18 protein-coding genes and 1 other RNA gene are annotated in these 23930 nt (G+C 45.0%); 11 read left to right on the forward strand and 8 right to left on the reverse strand.

Annotated features, from left to right (window positions below; translation table 11 throughout):
* Positions 1 to 129 precede the first annotated feature (129 nt).
* From AC0L6N_RS01435 to AC0L6N_RS01450, 4 genes are all read left to right on the forward strand, one after another.
* Positions 130 to 2814, forward strand: a complete 2685-nt coding sequence (locus tag AC0L6N_RS01435; RefSeq protein WP_473478175.1) for a penicillin-binding protein 1A — start codon at positions 130 to 132, stop codon at positions 2812 to 2814.
* A 189-nt stretch (positions 2815 to 3003) separates the two neighbouring features.
* A complete protein-coding gene (locus tag AC0L6N_RS01440) occupies positions 3004 to 4698 on the forward strand; it encodes an NAD-dependent malic enzyme (RefSeq protein ID WP_473478178.1) in 1695 nt (564 codons plus the stop codon).
* Positions 4699 to 4858: 160 nt separating this feature from the next.
* Positions 4859 to 5244, forward strand: an RNA gene (rnpB, locus tag AC0L6N_RS01445) — RNase P RNA component class A.
* 281 nt (positions 5245 to 5525) lie between these two features.
* Complete coding sequence (locus AC0L6N_RS01450) at positions 5526 to 6677, forward strand: sensor histidine kinase (RefSeq protein ID WP_473478180.1); 1152 nt, start codon at positions 5526 to 5528, stop codon at positions 6675 to 6677.
* On the opposite strand, the gene AC0L6N_RS01455 is transcribed toward AC0L6N_RS01450, so the two are convergent.
* Positions 6628 to 7224, reverse strand: a complete 597-nt coding sequence (locus tag AC0L6N_RS01455) for a TetR/AcrR family transcriptional regulator (protein WP_473478183.1) — start codon at positions 7222 to 7224, stop codon at positions 6628 to 6630. The two genes, AC0L6N_RS01450 and AC0L6N_RS01455, sit on opposite strands and share 50 nt — an antisense overlap.
* A 206-nt stretch (positions 7225 to 7430) precedes the next feature.
* Here AC0L6N_RS01455 and AC0L6N_RS01460 point away from each other — a divergent pair, with 206 nt between their 5' ends.
* Positions 7431 to 8462: an MBL fold metallo-hydrolase gene (locus tag AC0L6N_RS01460; RefSeq protein ID WP_473478186.1), complete on the forward strand. Its 1032-nt coding sequence runs from the start codon at positions 7431 to 7433 to the stop codon at positions 8460 to 8462.
* A 147-nt stretch (positions 8463 to 8609) separates the two neighbouring features.
* Here AC0L6N_RS01460 and AC0L6N_RS01465 read toward each other — a convergent pair whose 3' ends face one another.
* The 3 genes from AC0L6N_RS01465 to AC0L6N_RS01475 form a co-directional block, all read right to left on the reverse strand.
* Entirely contained in the window at positions 8610 to 11777 is a 3168-nt protein-coding gene (locus AC0L6N_RS01465; protein WP_473478189.1) for an efflux RND transporter permease subunit, read from the reverse strand.
* Between the two features lie 12 nt (positions 11778 to 11789).
* On the reverse strand, positions 11790 to 12905 hold the full coding sequence (locus AC0L6N_RS01470; RefSeq protein WP_473478192.1) for an efflux RND transporter periplasmic adaptor subunit: 1116 nt from the start codon (positions 12903 to 12905) through the stop codon (positions 11790 to 11792).
* 346 nt (positions 12906 to 13251) lie between these two features.
* Positions 13252 to 14736, reverse strand: coding sequence for a hypothetical protein (locus AC0L6N_RS01475; RefSeq protein ID WP_473478195.1), 1485 nt, complete (start codon positions 14734 to 14736; stop codon positions 13252 to 13254).
* Between the two features lie 212 nt (positions 14737 to 14948).
* Here AC0L6N_RS01475 and AC0L6N_RS01480 point away from each other — a divergent pair, with 212 nt between their 5' ends.
* Complete coding sequence (locus tag AC0L6N_RS01480) at positions 14949 to 15437, forward strand: thioredoxin family protein (protein WP_473478198.1); 489 nt, start codon at positions 14949 to 14951, stop codon at positions 15435 to 15437.
* A gap of 319 nt (positions 15438 to 15756) precedes the next feature.
* On the opposite strand, the gene AC0L6N_RS01485 is transcribed toward AC0L6N_RS01480, so the two are convergent.
* A complete protein-coding gene (locus AC0L6N_RS01485) occupies positions 15757 to 16188 on the reverse strand; it encodes an OsmC family protein (protein ID WP_011573631.1) in 432 nt (143 codons plus the stop codon).
* Between the two features lie 255 nt (positions 16189 to 16443).
* Here AC0L6N_RS01485 and AC0L6N_RS01490 point away from each other — a divergent pair, with 255 nt between their 5' ends.
* Entirely contained in the window at positions 16444 to 16575 is a 132-nt protein-coding gene (locus AC0L6N_RS01490) for a hypothetical protein (protein ID WP_473478202.1), read from the forward strand.
* An 8-nt stretch (positions 16576 to 16583) separates the two neighbouring features.
* Here the strand turns inward: AC0L6N_RS01490 and AC0L6N_RS01495 are convergent, their stop codons facing one another.
* Positions 16584 to 17234: a TetR/AcrR family transcriptional regulator gene (locus AC0L6N_RS01495; RefSeq protein ID WP_473478205.1), complete on the reverse strand. Its 651-nt coding sequence runs from the start codon at positions 17232 to 17234 to the stop codon at positions 16584 to 16586.
* 133 nt (positions 17235 to 17367) lie between these two features.
* On the opposite strand from AC0L6N_RS01495, the gene AC0L6N_RS01500 reads away from it, so the two are divergent.
* The 3 genes from AC0L6N_RS01500 (at position 17368) to msrA (ending at position 20869) form a co-directional block, all read left to right on the forward strand.
* Positions 17368 to 18459 (forward strand): HlyD family secretion protein, encoded by a 1092-nt coding sequence (locus tag AC0L6N_RS01500; RefSeq protein WP_473478208.1) that lies wholly within the window; start codon positions 17368 to 17370, stop codon positions 18457 to 18459.
* A gap of 104 nt (positions 18460 to 18563) precedes the next feature.
* Positions 18564 to 20117 (forward strand): DHA2 family efflux MFS transporter permease subunit, encoded by a 1554-nt coding sequence (locus AC0L6N_RS01505; RefSeq protein WP_473478210.1) that lies wholly within the window; start codon positions 18564 to 18566, stop codon positions 20115 to 20117.
* Positions 20118 to 20281: 164 nt separating this feature from the next.
* Positions 20282 to 20869: a peptide-methionine (S)-S-oxide reductase MsrA gene (gene msrA / locus AC0L6N_RS01510; protein ID WP_011573635.1), complete on the forward strand. Its 588-nt coding sequence runs from the start codon at positions 20282 to 20284 to the stop codon at positions 20867 to 20869.
* Between the two features lie 92 nt (positions 20870 to 20961).
* Here msrA and nspC read toward each other — a convergent pair whose 3' ends face one another.
* Positions 20962 to 22101, reverse strand: a complete 1140-nt coding sequence (nspC, locus tag AC0L6N_RS01515; RefSeq protein WP_473478213.1) for a carboxynorspermidine decarboxylase — start codon at positions 22099 to 22101, stop codon at positions 20962 to 20964.
* Positions 22102 to 22188: 87 nt separating this feature from the next.
* On the reverse strand, positions 22189 to 23391 hold the full coding sequence (locus AC0L6N_RS01520; RefSeq protein ID WP_473478216.1) for a saccharopine dehydrogenase family protein: 1203 nt from the start codon (positions 23389 to 23391) through the stop codon (positions 22189 to 22191).
* 273 nt (positions 23392 to 23664) lie between these two features.
* Between AC0L6N_RS01520 and AC0L6N_RS01525 the strand changes: the two genes are divergently transcribed.
* On the forward strand, positions 23665 to 23916 hold the full coding sequence (locus AC0L6N_RS01525; protein ID WP_473478219.1) for a DUF2061 domain-containing protein: 252 nt from the start codon (positions 23665 to 23667) through the stop codon (positions 23914 to 23916).
* Positions 23917 to 23930: the final 14 nt, after the last annotated feature.

Raw genomic sequence — 23930 nt, forward strand, 5'->3', positions numbered from 1 at the left:
CCGATGCAAATATACAAAGCGGGATGTTAGTATTATTGCTTAATTTTTAATTATTTATGGTTCTTATAACGGTACTTAGGTATAAAATATGAGTCATTTATTGCAACTTGTCTTGGTAATATTGTTTTCGTGAAGTTTTTAAAATCCGCATTTTTGATCCTTATCCTTGCTTTTGTCGTCGGTGTCGTCACGACTTTTGCCCTTTATTTTTACATGAAGCCAGACCTACCCAGTGTGGATATGCTCAAAGATGTGCGCTTGCAAACGCCGATGCGCGTTTACACCCAAGATGGGAAGTTGATTTCACAGTTCGGGGTGAAACGCCGTATTCCGCTTACCATTGAAGACGTGCCACAGGATTTAATTAATGCTGTTTTGGCCACAGAGGACAGCCGTTTTTATCAACATCCAGGGGTTGACCCTATCGGTATGGCGCGAGCTGTGGTCAACCTTATTTTGACTGGAGAGAAAGGACAGGGCGGTAGTACGTTAACCATGCAGTTGGCGCGAGGTTTCTTTTTAACGAGAGATAAAACATATATACGCAAAATTAAAGAAATCTTTATCGCTTGGCATATGGAGCAATTGCTCACCAAACAAGAAATTTTAGAACTGTATCTAAACAAAGTTGAACTAGGTCATCGTGCTTTTGGTTTTGGTGCAGCCGCCCAAGTTTACTACGGCAAAACAGTAAACCAGCTAACGCTTGCACAAATGGCAACCATTGCTGGGTTACCGCAAGCACCATCAGTCCTTAACCCTATCAGTCGTCCAGATCGCTCCAAAATTCGCCGTCGCGTGGTTCTGCTGCGTATGTTGGATGAGAAATACATTACTCAGGCTCAATTCGATGAAGCGGTAAATGCACCGATTACGGCAAAAAAACATGGTGCCGAAATCGAATTCTCAGCACCTTATTTGGCGGATTTAATTTGGAATGAAATGGTCGAGCTGTATGGCAAAGAAGAAGCGGAAACCGGCGGTTATCAGGTTTACGCCACCGTACCTTCTGCCACTCAGTTAGCGGCGCAAAAAGCCGTTCAGCGAAACTTACATGACTATGATGAGCGCCATGGTTATCGCGGAGTTGAACAACAACTTTGGGTTCCCGCTGAGTTACCTGTCAAGCCTGAGGACACTGCTGGGTCACAGACCGCCCCCGCTATTTCTAGTGAACCATGGGATGAAGAGAAAATGCTGAGCTTCCTAGAGGAGTATCAAACATTTGAGTCTATGCAGCCAGCAATCGTAGCCAAAGTGAATGACAAAGACATAACCATTTTCACTCGCGCAGGTCGCTACAGTGTTATTGATTGGGATGGACTAGATTGGGCGCGCAAATACATAACAGACACTAGGCAGGGCAATGAGCCTGAAAAAGCCAGTGATATAGTCTCGGAAGGTTCGCTGATTCTTATTCGCCAGCGAGAAGACGATAAACATTGGCAACTTACCCAGTATCCAGATGCCAGTAGCGCCTTTATTGCATTAAACCCTCACAACGGCGCTGCGCAGGCGGTGATCGGCGGCTACAGTTTTTACCAAAGTCAGTTTAATCGAGCGACACAAGCTAAGCGGCAAGTGGGCTCGAACATCAAACCTTTCATTTATTCTTCGGCGTTAGCCAATGGCTTTACCTTAGCTAGCATTATTAATGATGCCCCGATTAACCAATGGGAGCGCGGAACGGGCAATGCTTGGCGTCCAGAGAACTCGCCACCAGAATATGATGGGCCAATTCGATTGCGGGTTGCCTTAGGAAAATCAAAAAATGTGGTGTCAGTGCGCTTAGTGCGTGCTGTGGGGCTTGAAAAAGTACGCCAGCACTTGTCGCGGTTTGGTTTCGATTTATCAGAAATACCTAAAGATGAAACCGTGTCTTTAGGTTCGGGCTCACATACGCCATTGGAAGTGGCGACAGCGCTGTCCGTAATTGCCAATGGTGGCTTTTTAATTCAGCCGCATTTTGTTGAGCGCATTGAAGATGATTACGGAAAAGTGCTTTGGAAATCCAATCCAGTGCAAGCTTGTGACCCCTGTGGTGATGCTGATGAAGATGCAGCCGAACCTGAGCCTGAACAGATGATGGACATTGAAGCTATGCTTGCAGCTGAATTAGGCTCAGAGCAATTTGGGCAAAGCGAGGCGATGCCAGCACAAAGTAGTGACTCCGCCGATGCACCTGCACCGATCCGCTCGGCCCCAAGGGTGCTGGACGAAGACAACGCATTCTTAGTGGCAGAAATGATGCGCACAGCCGTAAAAACCAATGGTAATTGGAATAAGAAGACCTATTGGCAAGGTACGGGCTGGCGGGCAAGTAATTTGCTTCAAAGAGCGGATATAGCAGGAAAAACCGGTACCACTAATGATTCAAAAGATACTTGGTTTAGTGGCTTTACCAATGATTTAGTCGCGACAGTTTGGGTGGGCTTTGATGATATGAGTCGCAGTTTAGGACGCGCCTCACGCAACCAAAACTTGGTTAACAAGAACCCACAAAAATTTAATTTCATTGGCAACGCCATGATAGGTGGCGAAGATGGCGCTAAAGCGGCTGAGCCCGCTTGGATCCGCTTCATGCAACAAGCGTTAGATGGGGTGCCTGAAAAGAAACGTCCTATGCCGACGGATTTGGTGACCACACGAATTGACCTTGCTAGTGGTAAATTAACTCAGCGCACTGATCATACGTCAATGTTTGAGTATTTTATGCAAGGTACGGCTCCTACAAGCTATGTGAGCGACAGCGAATTTGTCGACCCAGCTGAAGAAAGCAGTGAACAAAGCAAACCACTTGAAGACATTTTTTAAGGCATCATAGTCTCCATCAGAAAACGCAGCTAGCTTCGCAAAGTGGTTGCTAAGTGTTTTCGTCAGAAATGCTGCTAAGTGAGTCGGTGTGTATTGATATTACCGCTTGCACTTATCAGCATTTTTTTAATATTTCGCGTTTAAATTTTCTGCGAAGGCTTTGTCTTCGCGCCAAACAGGACACTTTTTATGAGTAGCTCAGCGCCTAAAAGTGCGTTATACATTCCTCATTCAGGACCTTCTTTGCTTGAAACCCCCTTGCTCAATAAAGGCAGTGCGTTTACTGCCCAAGAACGCGTAGCGTTTAACCTTACAGGCTTGATCCCCCCACGTTATGAAAGTATCGAGGAGCAAGTCGAACGTGCGTATATGCAGTATTCAAGTTTCAACGAACCCATCAATAAGCATATTTATTTGCGTGCGATCCAAGATAATAACGAGACCTTGTATTATCGTCTTATCCAGCAGCATATTGATGAAATGATGCCGATCATTTACACCCCGACGGTAGGGGACGCGTGCGAGCAGTTTTCAGATATCTATCGTAGCTCTCGAGGATTGTTTATTTCCTATTCAGAGCGTCATCAAATGGATGACATTATTCGCAACGCCACCAAGCGTAAGGTAAAAGTCATAGTCGTGACGGACGGTGAGCGTATTCTTGGTCTGGGCGATCAAGGTATCGGTGGAATGGGCATTCCTATTGGAAAACTGTCTTTGTATACCGCCTGTGGTGGTATCAGTCCCGCTTATACGCTTCCTGTTATGCTGGATGTGGGAACTAATAACGAAAAATTATTAAACGACCCTATGTATATGGGCGCGCGTCATAAGCGTATTGGCCAAGCGGAGTACGATGAATTTGTTGATATGTTTATCAAGGCGGTCTTAAAGCGCTGGCCTGAAGTGATGCTTCAGTTCGAAGATTTCGCCCAGCCTAATGCGATGCCATTACTTGAGCGCTACCGCGATAAAGTCTGTTGTTTCAATGACGATATTCAGGGCACCGCAGCTGTCACGGTGGGGACTATTTTAGCGGCATGTAAAACCAAAAATGAAAAGCTTAGCGACCAACGCGTGGTGTTCGTTGGTGCAGGATCTGCGGGTTGCGGTATCGCTGAGCAAATCATCAAGCAAATGACGAGTGAGGGTATCACTGATGCGCAGGCCCGTCGCCAAGTCTTCATGATTGACCGGTTTGGTTTGGTCACAGACGATATGGAAGGCTTACGGGACTTCCAATTCCGACTTGCGCAGCCGTTGGCTAGTCAAGCAACATGGCAAAAAGCGGCGCAATATCCGTCATTGTTTGAAACCGTGAGCCAAGTCAAACCCAGTATTTTAATAGGGGTATCGGGGCAAGCGGGTTTATTTACCGAGCAAGTTATTCGGGAAATGAAACGCAACTGCGATTTGCCGATCATCTTTCCGTTAAGTAACCCTTCTCGTCAGGTAGAAGCCCGTCCTGAAAACGTTATTGAGTGGACTGACGGCGAAGTGATTATCGCTACCGGTAGCCCATTTAAGCCTGTGGAATATAAGGGGAAAACCTACCCTATCGCACAATGTAACAACAGTTATATATTCCCAGGAATCGGATTAGGCGTACTGGCAGCCAAGGCTAGTTTAATCAGTGACGAGATGCTAATGGCCACCAGTGCTGCGCTCGCCAATGCGTCACCTCTGGCGAATGGTACAGGGCAAGAATTGTTGCCACCACTGACAGGCATTGCGCAGCTAAGCAAGAAGATAGCCTTTGATGTAGGCAAAGTCGCTCAGAAACAAGGGTTAGCCCTAGAAGTGAGTGATGAAATACTCAGTGAGCGCATTGAAGGGAATTTTTGGCAGGCAGAATACCGCCCGTATAAACGCGTCAGTATCTAACGCGATTTATGTATTGGGTGAAACGCCGCACATATTGCGCCGCATTGGTCGTATAAGGTGCGGCGTTTTTGTTTGTGCTCAATCGAGCCATGAACGCCATTGAATAATCCGTAGCAAACTAGATTGTAAGTCAGGCGTAACCTGCGTAGAATCCGCCTCCGGAGTTGGTCAGGCAATCGCCGCTTGTTAGATATTTCATTAGGGCTAGTCCCTAGAGTAATGTGTTAATAAGGGGAGGAAAGTCCGGGCTCCACAGGGCAGGGTGCCAGGTAACGCCTGGGCGGCGCAAGCCGACGACAAGTGCAGCAGAGAGGAAACCGCCTAAGCGCGCAAGCGCCGGTAAGGGTGAAAGGGTGCGGTAAGAGCGCACCGCACCACTGGTAACAGTGTGTGGCAAGGTAAACTCCACCCGGAGCAAGACCAAATAGGATCTCTTATGGCGTGGCCCACGTTGAGATCGGGTGTGTTGCTTGAGCCAGCGAGTGATTGCTGGCCTAGATGAATGGTTGCCCACGACAGAACCCGGCTTATCGACCAACTCCACCTAATTTCAATATTACTCCGCCTGATCATCAGGCGGTGTCTACTTTCATTTTTTAATAGCCTGCGTTGAATAATATAACTTTTTATTTCGCTATTTCTGTCTCTTATATTCAAAGTGCTGTCAGGTTGTAGACTTTAGTCTAGGTTTTCCGCATCGTAGCGCATTGCGCTAGCTAATCGCGATACAAAAGTTTACTTTTCTTATTAAGAGCCCACTGCATAGACGTCATTTATTGTAGGTTTTTATGGTAAAAAAAATAATCGATATGTTCAAAGGAAGAAGATTGGCCGCTCCATTAGTTAATTTGGAGCATAAGGATATGTTTCGTCTTGCAATGGAGCATTCAGCCATAGGTATGGCGTTAATATCACCAGACGGTACCTGGCTAAAAGTCAACAAAGCCATATGCGATATCCTTGGTTACAGCGAGAAAGAACTGCTTAAAATAGATTTCCAATCTATTACTCATCCTGAGGATCTACAAACTGACCTTACTTTTCTTAAGCAAATACTTGCCGGTGACATACAAACGTACAACATGGAAAAACGTTACTTCCATAAAAGTGGTCGATTGATTTGGGCTAAGTTGACGGTTTCTTTAGTAAGAGACAAAGCACAACAACCTCTGTACTTCATTTCACAAATTCAAGACATTACGTTGCAGAAAAAAGCCTCTGTAGATTTGTTGCAAGACAAGCAAGAAATGGAGGAGTTTGCCTATCGACTTACTCATGATTTACGGTCGCCATTGAGCTCTATGGGCTATCTTATGAAGATGATCATACAACAGATTAGTAACGGTGATTTACAGAGTGCCTTGAAGACAGTTCAAACCTCTCACGACGGGCTCTCTAAATTAAGTGATTTGGTCAGCGGTGTTTTGGATGTGAGCAAAGTTAAGCTGCAAGAGGAGAGCTCCCAACCTATTGATGTGTCAGTGATCGTGTGTGAAACACTGGCCGCTCTGAGTAATATGGAGAACTTCGAACGCTTAGACATTGAGACACGTTTTGAGTACATAGGAACAATCAACACTCAGCCCTATAAATTTACCCAAATAATTGACAACTTCATTTCCAATGCGATTAAGTACCAAGACACGGGTAAGGCCAATTCTTTTATTCGCGTCTTAACCTACAAGCTGAACCAAGAGTTCGTATTGGAGGTACAAGATAACGGTTTGGGTATTGATGAGGTGTATCGAAAAAAACTATTTCAAATGTTTGAACGCTTCCATCCTGCGGCTTCAGTGGGTACAGGGCTTGGTCTATACATGGTTAAAAAAAGTGCAGATTTAATTGGCGCTAAACTGGTTTATGCGGTTCCTGATAATGGTGAGGGGTCCATTTTTCGTGTGACGCTACCACTGGATAACATACCTGCTCTTACTTTACCTGATAGCGAGATAAAAACGTCGCAACAGTTTGTTCAATAATCTTTTTTAGCGGCAGGGAATTAGGTGTTTCAAAGCCAAACAAAACCGGATAAAACACAAATGACTTTAGCTGATAAACGAATTGTTTAGCCGCAAATTCTATATCTTCTATTTGCAGTTTATTGTTAGCTACCCCTTGGCGCAAGAAAGACTCAAGGTAACGCATACAACCAAATTGATTACTGGCGATATGCTCGGCTAACGTCGGCTGTTGTAACATTTGCATAAAGGCTATTTTGGCTATACGTAAAAAGTGTTCGGAGTTAAGCAGTGACACTTCTTGTTGTGCGATTTTGGTCAGTTGAATATCAATCGCTACTTTGTTGCTAAAGCTCAACTCCTCATCTTGATTAAGGTGCTCAACCATTCGGCTAATAATCGCCTCAAATAGCGCATCTTTGGTCACAAAGTGGTTGTATACGGTACGCTTAGAAGCCTGAGCAGCTTTGGCGATTTGGTCCATAGTGGTGTGTTCTACACCATTTTCAAAGAACAATTGTTCAGCTGCATCTAAAATGTTTAAACGTTTCTTGTCTGATAATTTCACCCGAACTCCTCTTTTTATGTTTCTTTGCTAAAGGTTTAAAATCCGTTTCGAGGGCATGGTATCGCAACTAAAGTAGACTTGATAGTTTACTTTTTTGCTTCTTATGATAAATTACACTTCGCAGTTTACTTTTTGGAAGGTGAATGAAAACCTTTATTTTCAGCACAATCTCGATACTGATATGTAGCTTCATAGGAGCATGCGCGTTGAACAAAGAATTAGTTGCCACGATTGGTGATGAAGAGCCAAGTAGCCCTCATTACGATGGTGGAAAATTTAAAAATGCTGTGCACAGTGAGCCGCCAAGCTTGGGTAAAACACTAGGGATCTTTGCTCGCTACTTTACCGAGAAAAAGGTCGATGCAGTGCCCAATGAACATGTGCCGGTACAAGCTGTTACGCGTCAGCAATTAGATGCACTAAGTGATGATAATGTTTACTTAGTTAAGTTGGGTCACTCGTCTATTTTGTTGAAAGTGTTTGGACAGTATTGGCTTATTGACCCAGTATTTTCTGAACGAGCATCGCCTTTTTCATTTATCGGGCCAAAACGCTTTGAGCCGACGCCCATCAGTATCGAGGAATTACCACCAATCGATAAAGTATTCATATCACACAATCATTATGATCATTTAGACCAGGCTTCGATCAAGTTACTCAATATCAAAACGACCTTGTTTTTGGTGCCGTTAGGCGTTCAAGGAGACTTGCAAAAGTGGGGCGTAAGCAATGACAAAATAAAACAGTTTGATTGGTGGCAAGAGTGGCAGACAGAGCATGTCTTAATCGCATTTACTCCTACACAACATTTTTCCGGTCGCGGGATTGGTGATGGAAATAAAACACTGTGGGGTTCTTGGGTGGTTAAAAGCGATGGAAGAAGCTTTTACTTCAGTGGGGACTCAGGCTATTTTTCGGGCTTTAAAGACATAGGTGATAAATACGGACCGTTCGATGTAACCATGATTGAAACCGGCGCATATGACAAGGATTGGGCGGATATTCATATGACACCGGAAGAGTCTGTACAGGCACATATGGACTTAGCTGGTAGGGTAATGGTGCCTATCCATAACGGCACTTTTGATTTGGCGTTTCATCCTTGGTATGAGCCGCTAAACAGGGTTAAGCAAGCTGCTGCGTTGAATAAAGTCGCACTGAGTACCCCTGAGTTTGGCCAAGTCTTTACGCTTGACCAAGCGCCTATTCAAACCCTGTGGTGGAAGGAGGCACCTTAAATTGGTGATGGTTGCCTTGAGTCGACGAAATCGCTCTGGGCCTTGGAATCAGCCTTTAGGGGAATAACAAGCCTATCCGTGGGACATAAAAAAAGCCCGCCAGAACAAGTTTAAGTATTCTGGCGGGCTGATGCTATCTAGCGCTAATTACTCTCTTTCAATCACCGGCACTCGGCCCATTTCATCCAATTTCTGACCTTTCACTAGCATTGATAGTTTACGCATTAATACGTAAAACACGGGTGTGAATATCAAGCCAAAGAATGTCACACCTAACATGCCACTAAATACCGCCACGCCTAATGCTTGACGCATCTCTGCTCCTGCTCCAGTGGCTGCTGCAAGGGGTAATACGCCAAGAATAAAAGCGAACGAGGTCATTAAAATAGGACGTAATCGTAGTTTGGCGGCATCGCTAGCGGCCTCATATAAGCCAGCTCCTTCATGCTCACGGTGACGGGCAAATTCTACGATAAGAATGGCATTCTTACTGGCAAGACCAACGAGCACGATTAAGCCAACTTGCGTCAAGATATTGTTATCTAGCCCCATAAGGTGCACACCGATAATGGCGCTAAGTAAACACATGGGTACGATGAGAATAACAGATAAAGGTAGCGTCCAGCTCTCATAAAGCGCAACCAGTAGCAAGAACACGAAGACCACCGCGAAGCCAAAAGCCAATATACCGGTACTGCCTGACTGTTGTTCTTGATAGGCCAATTCAGTCCATTCGTAGGTTATTCCGTCGGGCAAAATCTCTGCCGCGAGTCGCTCCATAGTGGCGATCGCTTCCCCTGAACTAAAGCCTGGCGCAGTACTGCCGATTAAATCTGCCGCTGGGTATAAATTATATCTTGGCACTCGTGAAGGGCCTGAGCGATATTCAAACGTTGCCACTGAGCTCAGGGGAACCATTTCACCTGATGAATTACGTACACGAATTCGCCCTATGTCATCGGCTTCCATTCTGTAAGGCGCGTCAGCTTGAGCCGTTACCCGGAACGTTCTGCCTAGGTAGCTAAAATCATTGACGAAGGCACTGCCTAAGTAGATTTCTAGGGCGCTAAATACGTCTGATACGGATACACCCAATCGTTCAACTCGTTCACGATCAATATCTGCGTACAGTTGCGGTGTGCTGGTTTCAAAGAAGCTGAACACCGCAGTGGTAGCAGGTTCTTGATTTGCTGCACCAGCGAGCTGCCACATCGCTTGTTCGAGTGCTGGCAGGCCTCGGCCACTTCTGTCCTCAAGCATCATTTTAAAGCCACCGCCATTACCAATACCGCGCACAGGTGGTGGCGGAATAACGACCACATTGGCTGAGTCGATAGAGCTCATTTGTGCCCTTGCGTTGCCAAGGACGCTGTCAAATGTAGCGCCAATTTCAGCGCGCTCATCAAAGGATTTCATGATGGCAAAAATTGCCGCTGAGTTGGTGGCATTGGTAAACGTCGCACCGGAGAACCCAGCAAAAGCAACGGCATTCTCAACGCCTTCAATGCTAAGTAATTTATCTACCGCTTCTTGCACAACGGCATCCGTGCGAGAAAGCGAAGCACCAGAGGGTAACTGGACGCCAACAATCAAATAACCTTGGTCTTGAGCAGGAATAAAGCCTTTGGGCACGATGCTAAACATGTAAACCGTAAAGCCCATAAGCAACACATATACAAACGACATAATTGAACCATGGCGGACAAGCTTGGCTACCATGCGTGCGTATTTATCTGAGGTTCTGTCCATACCACGGTTAAATTTGCCCGACAGGTAATGAAATACACCGCTTTTTTCTGATTCGTCTTTATGAGGCTTAAACAGCACTGCAGAGATAGCAGGACTGAGGATCAATGACACAGACACAGAGATGATAGTGGCTACAGCGATGGTGATACCGAACTGACTATAAAATTGTCCTGAAATACCGTCCACAAAGGCTGTGGGCAAGAATACCGCGACCAGTACTAGCCCAATCGCCAGTACCGCTCCGCCGACTTCTGTCATGGTCTGACGAGCAGCTTTTAAAGGACGCATACCATCGGCCATTAAACGTTCCATGTTCTCAACCACTACGATGGCATCATCAACAACAATTCCGATGGCTAACACCAGGCCAAACAAGGTCAAGTTATTTAAAGAGAAGCCAAATGCACTTAGCACTGCGAACGTACCGACTAATGATATAGGAATAGCGATGATTGGAATGAGCGCTGCACGCCAATTCTGTAGGAACACCATAATGACTAAAACAACCAGGGCTATTGCTTCGTATATGGTGTGTTCAACGGCGGTAATTGACTCGCTGATGAAGTTAGTCGGGTTGTAGGCTATTTCATAGGTTAAATCTGGTGGGAAATTTTTTCCAACCTCAACCATGGCAGCCTTAATAGCGTCCGCCGTCTCAATGGCATTCGAGCCTGGACGTTGGAATACCGGCATCGCGACGGCTTTTTTGTCTCCTAAATAACCGCGGGTGGTATAACTTTCTGCACCAAGCTCCACACGGCCCACATCGCGCAAGCGCACGATCTTTCCGTCTTGGTTTTTAATAATGACATTTTCAAATTCTTCAGGCTCAATTAGTTGCCCTTGGGTTTGAACGTTTAGCTCAAATGCAGTTTGTCCTGCATCCACAGGCGACTGATTTAAGGTGCCGCTTGCAACCTGAATATTTTGTCCTCGTAATGCGGTTACCACTTCTGCGGCCGTCATATCAAGAGACGCAATGATGTCTGGGTCAAGCCAAACGCGCATAGAGTATTGGCTGGCGCCAAAGGTTAAGATATCGCCGACTCCATCGATACGAGATAGCTGGTCACGAATTTGTAGCGCAGCATAGTTAGCAATGTAGGTTTGATCGTATGTACCATTGGGCGAGTACATGTTGACCACTAACATTAAATCCGGTGAGTTCTTTTTGGTGGTAATACCTAAACGGCTAACTGTTTCAGGTAATCTAGGTTCAGCGATGGCCACGCGGTTTTGAACCTGCACTTGTGCGTTATCTAAATCCGTTCCCAGTTTGAAAGTAACCGTGATGGTGACTCGCCCATCAGCCGTTGACTGAGACGACATATACAGCATATTTTCCACGCCGTTTATTTCTTGCTCCAATGGCGTTGCGACGGTTTTAGCCGCTATTTCAGCGCTTGCGCCCGGGTAGGACGCCACCACCTGAACAGTTGGCGGGGCTATTTGTGGGTACTGCTCAACAGGCAAACTGAAGTACGCAAGACTGCCTATGATTAAAACAATAATTGCCAAGACCGAAGCAAACTTCGGTCGGTCAATGAAGAAATGAGATATGTTCATTTTATGCGTCCTTTACAGCGAGTATTGGCTAGAAAGGTCAACATTTTCTGCCTGAACTGGCGTACCGGGACGGGCGCGCATCAAGTTATTCAAAATAATATGGTCATCTTGGGTTAAACCAGATTCAATGACGCGTAATTCCTTAGTGTGTAATTTACCCAAAGTAACGAATTTACGATCGACTTTACCTTCATCGTTCACCACAAAAACGAATTTACGGGATTGGTCTGTACCGATAACAGCATCAGGGATAAGGATTTTTTCAACATTCAATTCAGACAATAAACGAATACGACCAAACAAGCCCGGCACGATAAATCCACCCGGGTTATCTAATATAGCGCGGCCAACGATAGTGCCGGTGTTTTGGTCGATTTGGTTATCGACAAAGTCCATAACACCAGAGTGAACAAAATCTTCTTCATCTTGTAAGCGGACTTTGACAGGATTGGACGCACTACGTGAGCTTTCACGTTTGTTGGATTGGCTAAGGCGAATGTATTTTAGTAGGTCACGCTCGCCCGCATCGAAATAAAAATGGATAGGGTCAATAGATACAACATTTGTCAGTAAAGATGCACTCGTTGCGCTGCCATTAACGAGGTTGCCTTCGTTAATTAAATCACGTGAGACCACACCATCAATCGGTGATTTAACTTCTGTGAACTCCAAATCGAGCTTAGCCGTTTCAACATTGGCTAGCGCGATATCGTATTCGTTTTGACGACGGTCTACTTCTTCTTGAGACAACGAGTTCTTCTTACGCAAATCTTTGCCTCTAGCCAATTCTTTTTTTGCTAACGCAAACTGCGATTCTGCACTTTGTAAGGCGATTTTAAATGGGCGTTGGTCGATAACGAAAAGCACGTCCCCTTTCTTGACCATTTGACCATCTTTAAAGTTTACTTTGTCCAAATAGCCGCTAACCCGTGCGCGAATATCCACTTGCTGAGTCGCTTCGAAGCGACCCGTGTATTCATCCCACTGTGTGATGACTGCTTTAATCGGTGCACTCGTTTCAACCGGCAGAGCTTGCGCTGCGGATGGTTTTTGCTCAGATTGCTTTGAGCACGCGGTCACTATAGTCAAAAGAATAGTGGTCAGTAGAAAGGGCTTGAGTAAGCGCATTAAGTTAAATCCTCGTTTAGCGTGAGCAACACACGCCTGATGTATAGCGGTTTCGGTTTTCATAGTATGGTTGAATTGAGATAGGTTATTGTTAGATTCCACGCAAAATACGTATTTCGATGCAATTTATCGGTGAAACGCCTAAATCCAATGTTTTCACTTAGCTTGTACGAATAAGGACAGGATAAAGACTAATAAAATCTCAATACTTTTGCCTAAAGGCTAATTGACTTAGCATCCTGTAAAGCAGGTGCCGAAATGGGGACATTCAGTAAGCAATCAAGAGCAACAGGGTAGAATTGAGTGCTATAAACTCATCTTTTTAGTTATATCAATAAAGTAAACACTATTTCTTATGTTGTAGCCAAAAGTTCTGCTGCTTTTTAAAGTGAAAATAAGCGTACGCAGACCAATGATTAGGAAGTGTGTCTTTACATTTAGGTTGATCGAGTTTTTCAGCAATATTTTGAGCAAGGCCATTCAGGTGTTCTTCCGGTAACGCGTTGAATTGGTGATAAGCGTACTCAAAATACAAATTTTGCTGCTGGGGAATAACAGTTTGTTTGCCAGCTGGGTACTCAGCGTTTAATGAATTAATTATACGACAATGAGGGGCATTCGCTCTTGGCGGGTTAAGCATATTGACCAAAGCGTAAGCATAGTGTTTCTCAGCCGTATCATCTATCTTCTCGTGACAAAAAACGACGCCAAACCCCATGGGGAAATGACCCACAACCTGTTGCAAGCTTTGCGCTCCCGTTAAGGTCAATGCGCCTTTTTGAGCGGAATGTAAAACGACCTTAGTGGCTTTAGGTAAGTCAGCAAAATTAAAGTTGGGCTTGGTGGAGAGTACAATGGACGTATAAATCTGCGCGGCTTTGAGCGCGCTGCCGAGGGCTTCTTTAGGTTTAATCGCTCCATTTAGCATGCTTAGTAGTAATCGAGCTCGATTAGCTTCACTTTTCTCAAACCGCTCTTGGCGTTCTTTGAACTCTACAGAGTCATCATTTTCTTCGCTAAATTGTCCCTCGCCCAATCCATTATTTGCATAATCAATGGTTTGTTCATGGTTCATGATTAAAAGAGGCACACGTACTTCTTTTTCTAATACGCGATACGGGTCTTGCGAACCGTCTGAGCCTTTTAATAAACGCTGAATTTCAGGATGCTGCATACCAATGTCTTGCAATATGGACGCGCTAATTAACGGAATGGCGACATCTTTTTGGAACAAATTTAAATTTTGAGGTGCTTTTGCTGGTGTGGAGAATCGCGATGATTCATTGAAGCGACTGACAACATACGCGTTTTCAACCTGTTCATTCTTAAGCATTTGATCCAATAAGCGTAAGCTCAGCACGGCCTTATAAAAAGGTTTGCAACGCTGATGCGTTTGCGCCACAGCGTTACCTTCTGGCGGGCATATCAGGAGTAAGGTAGCTAGGACTTTGGCACTTTTTTGCTGAGTTTCTTGCCAACTCGTGCCTTCACATAGTTGAATTATTTCAGTACATATTTGATTGAGAGTCTGAAGACGAGCATATCTCAAACGGGACTGTTTGCTTCTTTCATCCTTGAGTGCTTTTTGGGCTTGAGTGTGAAGCTCACGAAATTGGTTCTTCTGTATTTCATTTTGAGCTGAGTCAATTGTTTTTTGCTTCTCTTCGATATCTTGAGTGAGCTGCATGATTGTTCGCGCTTGACTCTGGGCCGATTGGAAATAGATTTCAGCCTGTTCGAACAAAGATTCTTTTGCTTGGGTTGCATCATTAATTTTTGCCACCAACGCATTTACCGATTGAGTAAGAGCGCTATCGCTTGGTGTCGCCATAATCCTTGTCCTATGTATTAAATGTGCCGCATAGCTGTTATCAGTTTAGTCGAAAAAAAGGGTAGCAAGTTACTGTTTTTATTTTGATTTAACTACTCAAGACGGTTCGGTAGTAATATTACACCAAATCATAATCTCAGTAATGTGTTAACTTGAAATTTGATGACATGTGATATTGAATACCAGTGAATTAACCGAAGGAGCCAGCCAGTTTGAATCGTATTAAAAAAGTGACTTTATTTATATTATTGGGTTTTGTGTTAACCGGCTGTAGTCATTCAGTGGGCAGTGAGCCTGACTTAGTGGGGGAAATCAGCGCAGAACAATTATTGGCCCAATATCCGGCCTTTCAAACCGAATACAAAGCGTATCAACCAAGCAAAGAGGAACTGGCTGCGGTAGCAGAACTGCAAAAAGATACCCTAGTGGTTTTATTTGGTACCTGGTGTCACGACAGTCAACGTGAAGTGCCGCGTTTGTTAAAGACCTTTGACCTAAGCGGGTTGGAGGTGCCTAAGCTTACGTTAGTCGCCGTTGACCGGAGAAAATCAGACCCTGAGGGCTTGGCAGAGCGGTACGGGCTTAGATACACGCCCACATTTATTCTACTGAACAATGGAAAAGAGTTAGGGCGGGTCATCGAAAGACCCAAAACCGGCTTAACTCAAGATCTTAAAGCGCTGGCAGCTGCAACGCAGTAGGAAAACATGATTAATTGGTCTATCAAAGAGGGCACTAAGCGTTATCAATTGTGCTGCGATGCTGTGTGAAAATGGCGATGCGAAGTTGCTGATTTTCAACTCAGCTCTTAGCTCATCTGTTTGCCCGGTTTCGTCAAACCCATTCTTAATCAAATACGGTTAATCGAATATAGCTAATCGTATATGGTTAATAGAATAGGGTGGGAGAAAACGGAAGCCGCAGGGTTGTTATCCCCCGCGGCCTTACACTTGATGAGCCATCGGTATTAGCGGCTCATGCCGTTAAGGTTTTATTTACCACTGGCGTTATATAAAACGGCTAGGTGGAGAGATCGATTGCTAAGGTTATCTTGGTATCTAGCAATTTTGATACGGGGCAATTGGCTTTTGCTTCTTGTGCTATTTCTGAGAACTCGTCTTCGGATATCCCTGCTACTGTTGCGCTTAAGCTCAATGCTGACTGGCTGATTTTGTACCCATTATCTGTCTTATCTAAACTGATTTTCGCTGTGGTTTTTAATTCACCGTCTTCGTAACCTGCATCTGCTAGGGCCAACGAAAGAGCCATAGTGAAGCAGCTTGCATGTGCAGCACCGATGAGTTCTTCCGGGTTACTGCCTTTGCCGTCTTCAAAACGTGTATTGAAGCCATATGGGTGATTTGATAATGCGCCAGTTTCTGTAGAAATACTGCCTTTGCCTTTCTTACCTAATGGCTTATAGGTTGCGCTGCCAGATTTAACAATACTCATATAATGTCTCCTGCACTGATTTTATTACTAAGATGTGGTGGTAACTTAACGGTCTCAAGTAGCCTAAATGCGATCTTCAAGCCGCTAACGGATTTGCTATCAACGATGCAAATGCTCTGCCGAGTTCTCAGAAAACATTAACTGCACGCGCAGCGCGGGTTATAGAGCAATGTATTGAGTGAAAAACAAATCTATGGGGGCGCTACGGGGTGAGGTTTACAAGGGGGTATGCAAGATTTACTGAATCGAGCTTGCATGAATTGGCTTTCGAAACTGCGTATTAACCGCAGCGTTATAGTCGTGCAAAAAGCACGCAATATTAACGATGGCTTATCTGGGCGGTTATTAGAAAGACTTTCAACGCCTGAAATTGCCCTTGACGTTTAACGCACTCTTTAGCGACGAGCATAACCACCGAGGAACATATCAACTGCTGCGGTTACAAATTTTTCTTGCTCCTCAAGGGGTAAGTTGACCACTTCCCCCAACATGCATCGAATGTGATAGTTGCCTTTTAATGCGCCCATAAAGTGACTGGCAGCAATAAAGCAATCTGGAATATCCAATGTTTGTTTATCAACTTGGGTTTGCAGGTAATCCGCTAAGTTACGTATTGCGCGCTCAGTAGCAAGCGTTAAGAATATTTCACGCAGTTTGGGATTGCGTACCGCTTCGCCTATCAGCAGGCGGTGTATCGCGCCCACCTCCGGCGAAATCACCATACTGAAAAAACGCATGCCTATCACCTGCAATGCATCTTTTGGGGTTTTGTGTTGTAAATCACCATAGTCAATTTCGCCCAGTAGCTGGTCACTCTTACGCTCGATAACGGCATAAAATAACCCCTCTTTGTTGCCAAATAATCGGTAAAGGGTGGCTAGTGAGCCGCCAGCTAAAGCAACGATATCTTGCAGATTCGCTGATTCAAAACCAGATTGAACGAAAACACGCGTCGCGGCTTGAATAATTTTATCACGGCGAATAAGGCCACGTTCTCGCGGTGCATACTCAGTGGTGTTGCTAGCTAGTGGTGTCTTTGGGGGCATGGCTTAACTGCATTAATGAGACGAAATAACCATAACAAAAATTTATGTTATTTGCCTGTTATCAATTGAACGATTAGAAGTGTAGTGTAATATACATTACACTTAATGTAACGTACACAAATTTGGACTCCCAATGTGGTTAAGAAAAGGTTTTTTCCTCGTCGTTTTAGTGTTGGTCGTGGGGTGGATAGCAACTAAAGGCTACGAGTGGTACGAACATGGGCGATTTATTGAAGAAACCGATAACGCGTATATCAAATCAGACAATATCTCCATTCGAGCTGAAATATCCGGGCGTATCGAAACCTTAGCCGTGCAAGAAAATCAACATGTGCGCCAAGGGCAACTTCTGGTCAAAATTAACGCCAGTGATTACCAAGCAAAATTAGCACAGGCTAACGCTGAGCTTAGCGTTGCCGAAGCCGCCCTTGTTAATGCTCAGCAGCAAATTAGTCTGCAAGATAAAAAAATAGATGAAGCAAAAGCCAATATTGATGCGGCCAAAGCAGAAGTAAAGCGCGGCGAGCTCAATTTAGCTCGCTTCCAAGTTTTAGATAAACAGTCTTTCGACTCCAAGCAGCAACTGCAAAATACCGAAGCTGACGTGGCGGTTGCCAAAGCTAAGCAAGCCCAAGCTGAAGCGGCTTACGCTGCTGCACAACAGATGTTTGCTGTGCTCGATGCACAGAAGCAAAGTGCTGCAGCCAACATCAGTTCCGCTGAATCACAGATTGCTTATGCGCAAAGCCAGCTGGCTAAAACAGATATTCTGGCACCAAGCGATGGCATAGTCGGTAATTTAGGAGCTCGCACTGGGGGCTTGGTTCAACCGACCATGACACTGTTGTATTTGGTACCGCTTCCTCAAGTGTATGTTGTGGCCAATTACAAAGAAACGCAGATAGGCCACATGACAATCGGCCAGCCTGTAAAGCTCACAGTAGATGCTCAAGATGATGTGGAGTTTACCGGGGTGGTAGCGTCTATTTCACCAGCCACCGGCTCTGAATTTAGTTTACTGCCTAAAGATAATGCCACCGGAAATTTCAATAAAATCGTACAACGTGTGCCTGTTCGAATTCACGTCACAGGTCCAAGCGAGTATTTGCATTTATTGCGTCCTGGTTTATCTGTGATACCGCATGTTGATACACAAGGTTTCAATCAACAAAGTGCCTATTTGCCCAACGAAGAAGTGCTGACCACGCAACGCGATAGGCATTAACTAAACTGGCAAGCATATGAATCATCTTTTACCGGTACTGCCAAAAATACTCGCTTGCCGCGTACATCAAATCGGTACGAAATATGACAAGTCGAGTGGCGTAAATGAGTGATGAAAAAGTAACCGAGATGCCATCGCTGCGTCAGAAGATTGGCTTTGTTGCTGTTATGCTCGGTATGTTTATGGCGATTTTAGATATTCAGATTGTCGCCAGCTCTTTGAATGAAATTCAAGCAGGGGTGTCTGCTACACCTGATGAGATTTCTTGGGTGCAAACGGCCTATCTCATCGCCGAAATAATTATGATCCCGCTGTCAGGCATGTTAACCCGTTGGTTATCAACGCATCTTACCTTCGTGATTTCCTGTGTGGCATTTACTATCGCCAGTGTCGGCTGCGCCCTTGCACAAACTATTGACCAATTAATTATTATGCGCGCCATTCAAGGCTTTGTGGGCGGGGCGATGATCCCCATAGCCTATGCCATTAGCTTCAAGTTATTCCCGCTTAGGGTCATGGGAGCAGTGCAAGCGGTGATCGGCATGATAGCGACAACCGCTCCTTCAATTGGCCCTACTTTAGGCGGTTACATCACTCAGCACGCAAGCTGGCATTGGTTATTTTTAATGAATGTTGTGCCGGGAATATTGGCCAGCGCGGGTGTGTGGTTTTACTTACGTATCGATAAACCAGATTTTTCATTATTCAAAAAAATCGATTTTTTAGGCCTTCTTTATTTGGCGTTATTCTTAGGCCCGCTTGAATACATACTCGAAGAAGGCCCTGGGGATGAGTGGTTCGATAGCACGCTGATCTTAATGCTCAGTGCGGTATGCGCAATGGGCGCGGTAGGGTTTTTCTGGCGGGCTTTTCGCGTGACGCTGCCCATCGTTGATTTGCGCGTGTTTGGCGACCGTAACTTCGCATTAGGTGCTTCATTAGGCTTTATTATCGGAATTGCTCTGTACGGCATGGTGTATCTAATGCCGTTGTTTTTAGGCACGGTACGGGGGTTTAATAGTTTTCAAATTGGCCAGTTGATGTTTGTGACAGGGGCATCAATGTTCTTTAGTGCCCCCATAATTGGTCGGCTATCTGACAAAGTTGATGCGCGTTATATGTTAGCGGTTGGCTTAGTAATGGTGGGAACGGGCTCTGTGATGAATGCCAACCTTACGGATCAAGCAGATTTTAACCAGTTTATGTGGCCGCAAATGGTGCGCGGGGTGGGCTTATTGATGTGTTTATTAACGGCCTCTCGTATTGCCATGGGCACCTTGCCAAACAGTGAGATCAGTAACGCAGCGGGTCTATTCAACGTGTTGCGTAATTTAGGCGGTGCAGTGGGCCTAGCCTTTATGGATACTATACGTGATATTCGCGTGGACTATCATTGGGCGCAGCTTATTCCTGCTATCGACACCAACCGCGCTGTGGTGCTCGAAGAGCTTACTAAAGCTCAGTTAGCTGTCGCTGGCGCATCGAGCGATCCTGCTGTTGCAGCGATTAAGCAAATTGCGGATAGAGTCATGGTGCAAGCGCAAGTACTGGCCTTTAATGATCTATTTCTATGGATTGGCGCTATGTATGCCTGTGCCTTGCCGTTGATGTTTTTTATTCGTAAGGCCAAGAACGAAGATACTGGCTCAGCGCATTGATTAATTGGTGAATGCGGCCTACGCAAGGCGGCCTTCGCAAGGCGCCCTTCGTAGGGCGGTTTCGATAAAGCCGCAACAGTGAAAGTTGTAGGCTGTTTATCGGTTCTACTTATCAAGAGCGTCACATTCCCGTGAGCGTGTTGTTGTAGCATTAAAGGGTGGTTATGAAATCTATTTTATCTGCGTTGATCCTCAGCGTATCGTTTATCTCTTTTCATGTAACAGCGGATGAAACCATACTGGCTGGTGGCTGTTTTTGGTGTATGGAATCCGATTTCGAAAAATTACAGGGGGTGAGCGATGTGGTTTCTGGTTTTACTGGCGGAACTGTGCGTAACCCAACGTATAACGGAAATCACAAAGGCCATTATGAAGCGGTGAAAATTACCTATGACGCTGAGGTTGTGAGTTATCAACAAATTTTAGATCATTATTGGGTGAACATTGACCCCTTTGATGACCGCGGCCAATTTTGTGATAAAGGCCATAGTTATTTAAGTGCTATTTTCGTGGCCAATGAGCAGGAACGCGCCATTGCCCAGAGTACCAAGCAAGCAGTTGAGGCTCAATTTCCTGAGCAAACAGTGGTAACACCTATTCTCGACGCGAAGCGTTTTTACCCGATTAAAGGTAATGAAATCGGCCATCAAGACTTCTACAAAAAGAGTCCAGTACGCTACAAACTATATCGCTGGAATTGCGGCCGTGACCAACGCCTAGAGGAAATCTGGGGCGATAAAGCGAGCCATTAATTGCGATGAGGTGGCAATCAAAAAAGGCGTAACCCGAGTAGTCGGGTTACGCCTTGTTTAATCATAGTAGCGCGACTTTGACGGTCATCGTGTTAAGACAATTTATTCTTAAAGTCTTCGTACTCAAATTTACGTACCAGCTCAAATTCGCCGTTTTTACGTAAAATACCAATAGATGGGTGTTCTACTCCATTGAAAAACGTCGTTTTGACCATGGTGTAGTGGATCATGTCTTCAAAAATAATCCGTTCGCCAATTTGTAGCTCGTGATCAAAACTATATAAATCAATCGCATCACCGGTTAAACATGAGTTACCGCCAAAACGATAGGTAAAGGCTTTTTCATTTGCCTTACCTGCACCGCGTACATCTGGGCGATAGGGCATTTCAAGTACGTCTGGCATGTGCGCAGTGGCTGACATATCGACGATCGCGATCTTGTCGCGGTTTTCAACGATATCGATGACTTCACACACCAAGGGACCCGTTTGCCACGCTACCGCTGAGCCAGGCTCAAGTATTACGTTCAGATGAGGGTGACGCGCTTTGAAGGCTTTTAGTGTGGCAATAAGGTGCTCCACGTCATAACCGTCTTTGGTCATCAAATGACCGCCACCAAAATTAATCCATTTAATTTGCTCAAAGTATTGGCCAAATTTTTCTTCCACCGCCAGTATGGTGCGCTCGGTGGCGAAGGAGTCACACTCGCAAAGGTTATGGATGTGAAATCCTTCAAGACCGCTTAAATCAGCGCCTTTCAGGTCTTTAGCCAGAATACCGAAACGGGAGCCAGGCGCACTTGGATCATACAATTCTGTATCGGCTTCTCTGTGCTCCGCGTTCAAGCGAATACCGGGAGACACGTTCGACTGTAAAATCTGTGCTTTATAGCGGTTCCACTGGCCAAAACTGTTAAATGAAATATGGTCGACCAAATCTACTAACTGATCGATATCAGCAGGTTTAAAAGCGGGTGAAAAAGCATGCACTTGCTTGCCTATTTCTTCTTTACCTAAACGAGCTTCCCATACTGCACTGGCAGTTGAGCCTTGCAGATACTGTTTTACCAAATCAAAAGTGGACCACATCGAAAAGCCTTTTAACGCCAAAATAATCTCGACGCCACTTTCTTGTTGTACTCGTTGCATTAACTGCAAATTGGCTTCGAGTTTGGCTTCTTCACACACATAGCAAGGTGAAGGGATATCAGGGTTTAACATTGGATCAGTCACGGGGGTCTCCGCTAAATAAGTAAAGGGCCAAATAAATGGCCCTAAAATGCTGATGATTGGTGCTATGACTTCTTTGCTGAATACGACTTACTTGCCAAATGGGCTTTCGTCACATTCCATTACGTGCCAAGGCAGGCCGTGCTGGTTTAGCATGTCCATGAACGGGTCTGGGTCAAACTGCTCCATGTTCCACACGCCGGGCTTCTTCCATTTACCGCTTAGCATCAAGGATGCACCGATCATGGCGGGTACGCCTGTGGTGTATGACACAGCTTGTGCCCCCACTTCTGCGAAACATGCTGCGTGATCACAGTTATTGTAAATAAAGATAGTTTTCTCTTTGCCATCCTTCATACCGGTAATGTAAGTACCGATACACGTCATGCCTGTGTAACCGTCAGCGAGTGAGCCCGGGTTCGGTAACACTGCTTTTAAGAACTCAAGGGGCACAATTTGCTGCCCTTGGAAGTCAATTGGCTCGATACTGGTCATGCCGATGCCTTCAAGCACTTTAAGGTGTGTAAGGTACGCGTCACCAAAGGTCATCCAGAAGCGAGCACGTTTTAGCGTAGGGAAGTGCTTAACGATAGACTCAAGTTCTTCATGAAACATTAGGTAAGACGCGCGCACACCAATGTTTTGATAGTCTAAATCTTCACGTACGCTTAAAGGATCCGTTTCTTTCCATTCACCATTTTCGAAGAAACGACCGCGCTGAGTGATTTCACGAATATTGATTTCTGGATTGAAGTTCGTTGCAAACGCTTGACCGTGATCGCCACCGTTACAATCAACGATATCTAAGTAGTGAATTTCATCAAAATAGTGCTTAGCGGCATATGCCGTATAAACGTTAGTTACGCCCGGATCGAAGCCACTACCGAGTAACGCGGTTAAGCCTGCTTTTTCGAATTTTTCTTGATACGCCCACTGCCAAGAGTATTCAAATTTAGCCACATTTTTTGGCTCATAGTTTGCGGTATCTAGGTAATGAACGCCGGTGTCTAAACACGCGTCCATGATGGCTAAATCTTGATATGGCAACGCAAGGTTGATAACCAAGTCAGGCTTAACCTGATTAATCACTTTTACTACTTCGCTTGCGTGATCCGCGTCAACGGCAAATACACCTTTCACGCGGTCAATACCCACTTCTTGCTGTAAGGCTTCGCATTTAGAAACCGTACGACTAGCAAGATAAATTTCATCAAATAGCTCAGGTAAACGAGCACATTTTTTAATAGTGACAGCAGCCACGCCGCCAGCGCCGATAATCAGAACACGAGACATAGGGAGACCCTTATAAATAACAACATGCAATAAAACGCGAATGCTAACACCTAATCATGGGATGTAAACAAAGTGCCGTTAAAAAAAATGACTTGTCTTTATCTAAGCATATTAAGTCTGTTACAGTAAAATGCAAATGAGAATTAATCGTATTAACAGATTGTAGCGATTGATTTGTTTCATTGGCCTAAATTTTAGGCGGGGAATAATATTTGTTTATCAACTTTTTATGTTTGCACCGACTAACTGAACGAATTACTGACGGGAACTTTTATGAAAACAATCACCTTTGCTATTACTCACTTTACCGTTGCGTTCAGCGTAGCGTATCTTCTTACGGGTAGTTTTATCGTAGGTGGGCTTATTGCGTTAGTAGAGCCTGCGGTTAACACGGTGGCATATATGATCCACGAGCGTATTTGGGAGAATAAACGGCTTCGCAGTCAACGCAGTGGGACGGTGACAAAGAAGTCTTCTACATCAGTGACTATTTCACATTTCGGGCACACACACCAATTAGGCTAGTATTTGCTGGGCAA

The organism is Paraglaciecola sp. G1-13 (assembly GCF_055809255.1).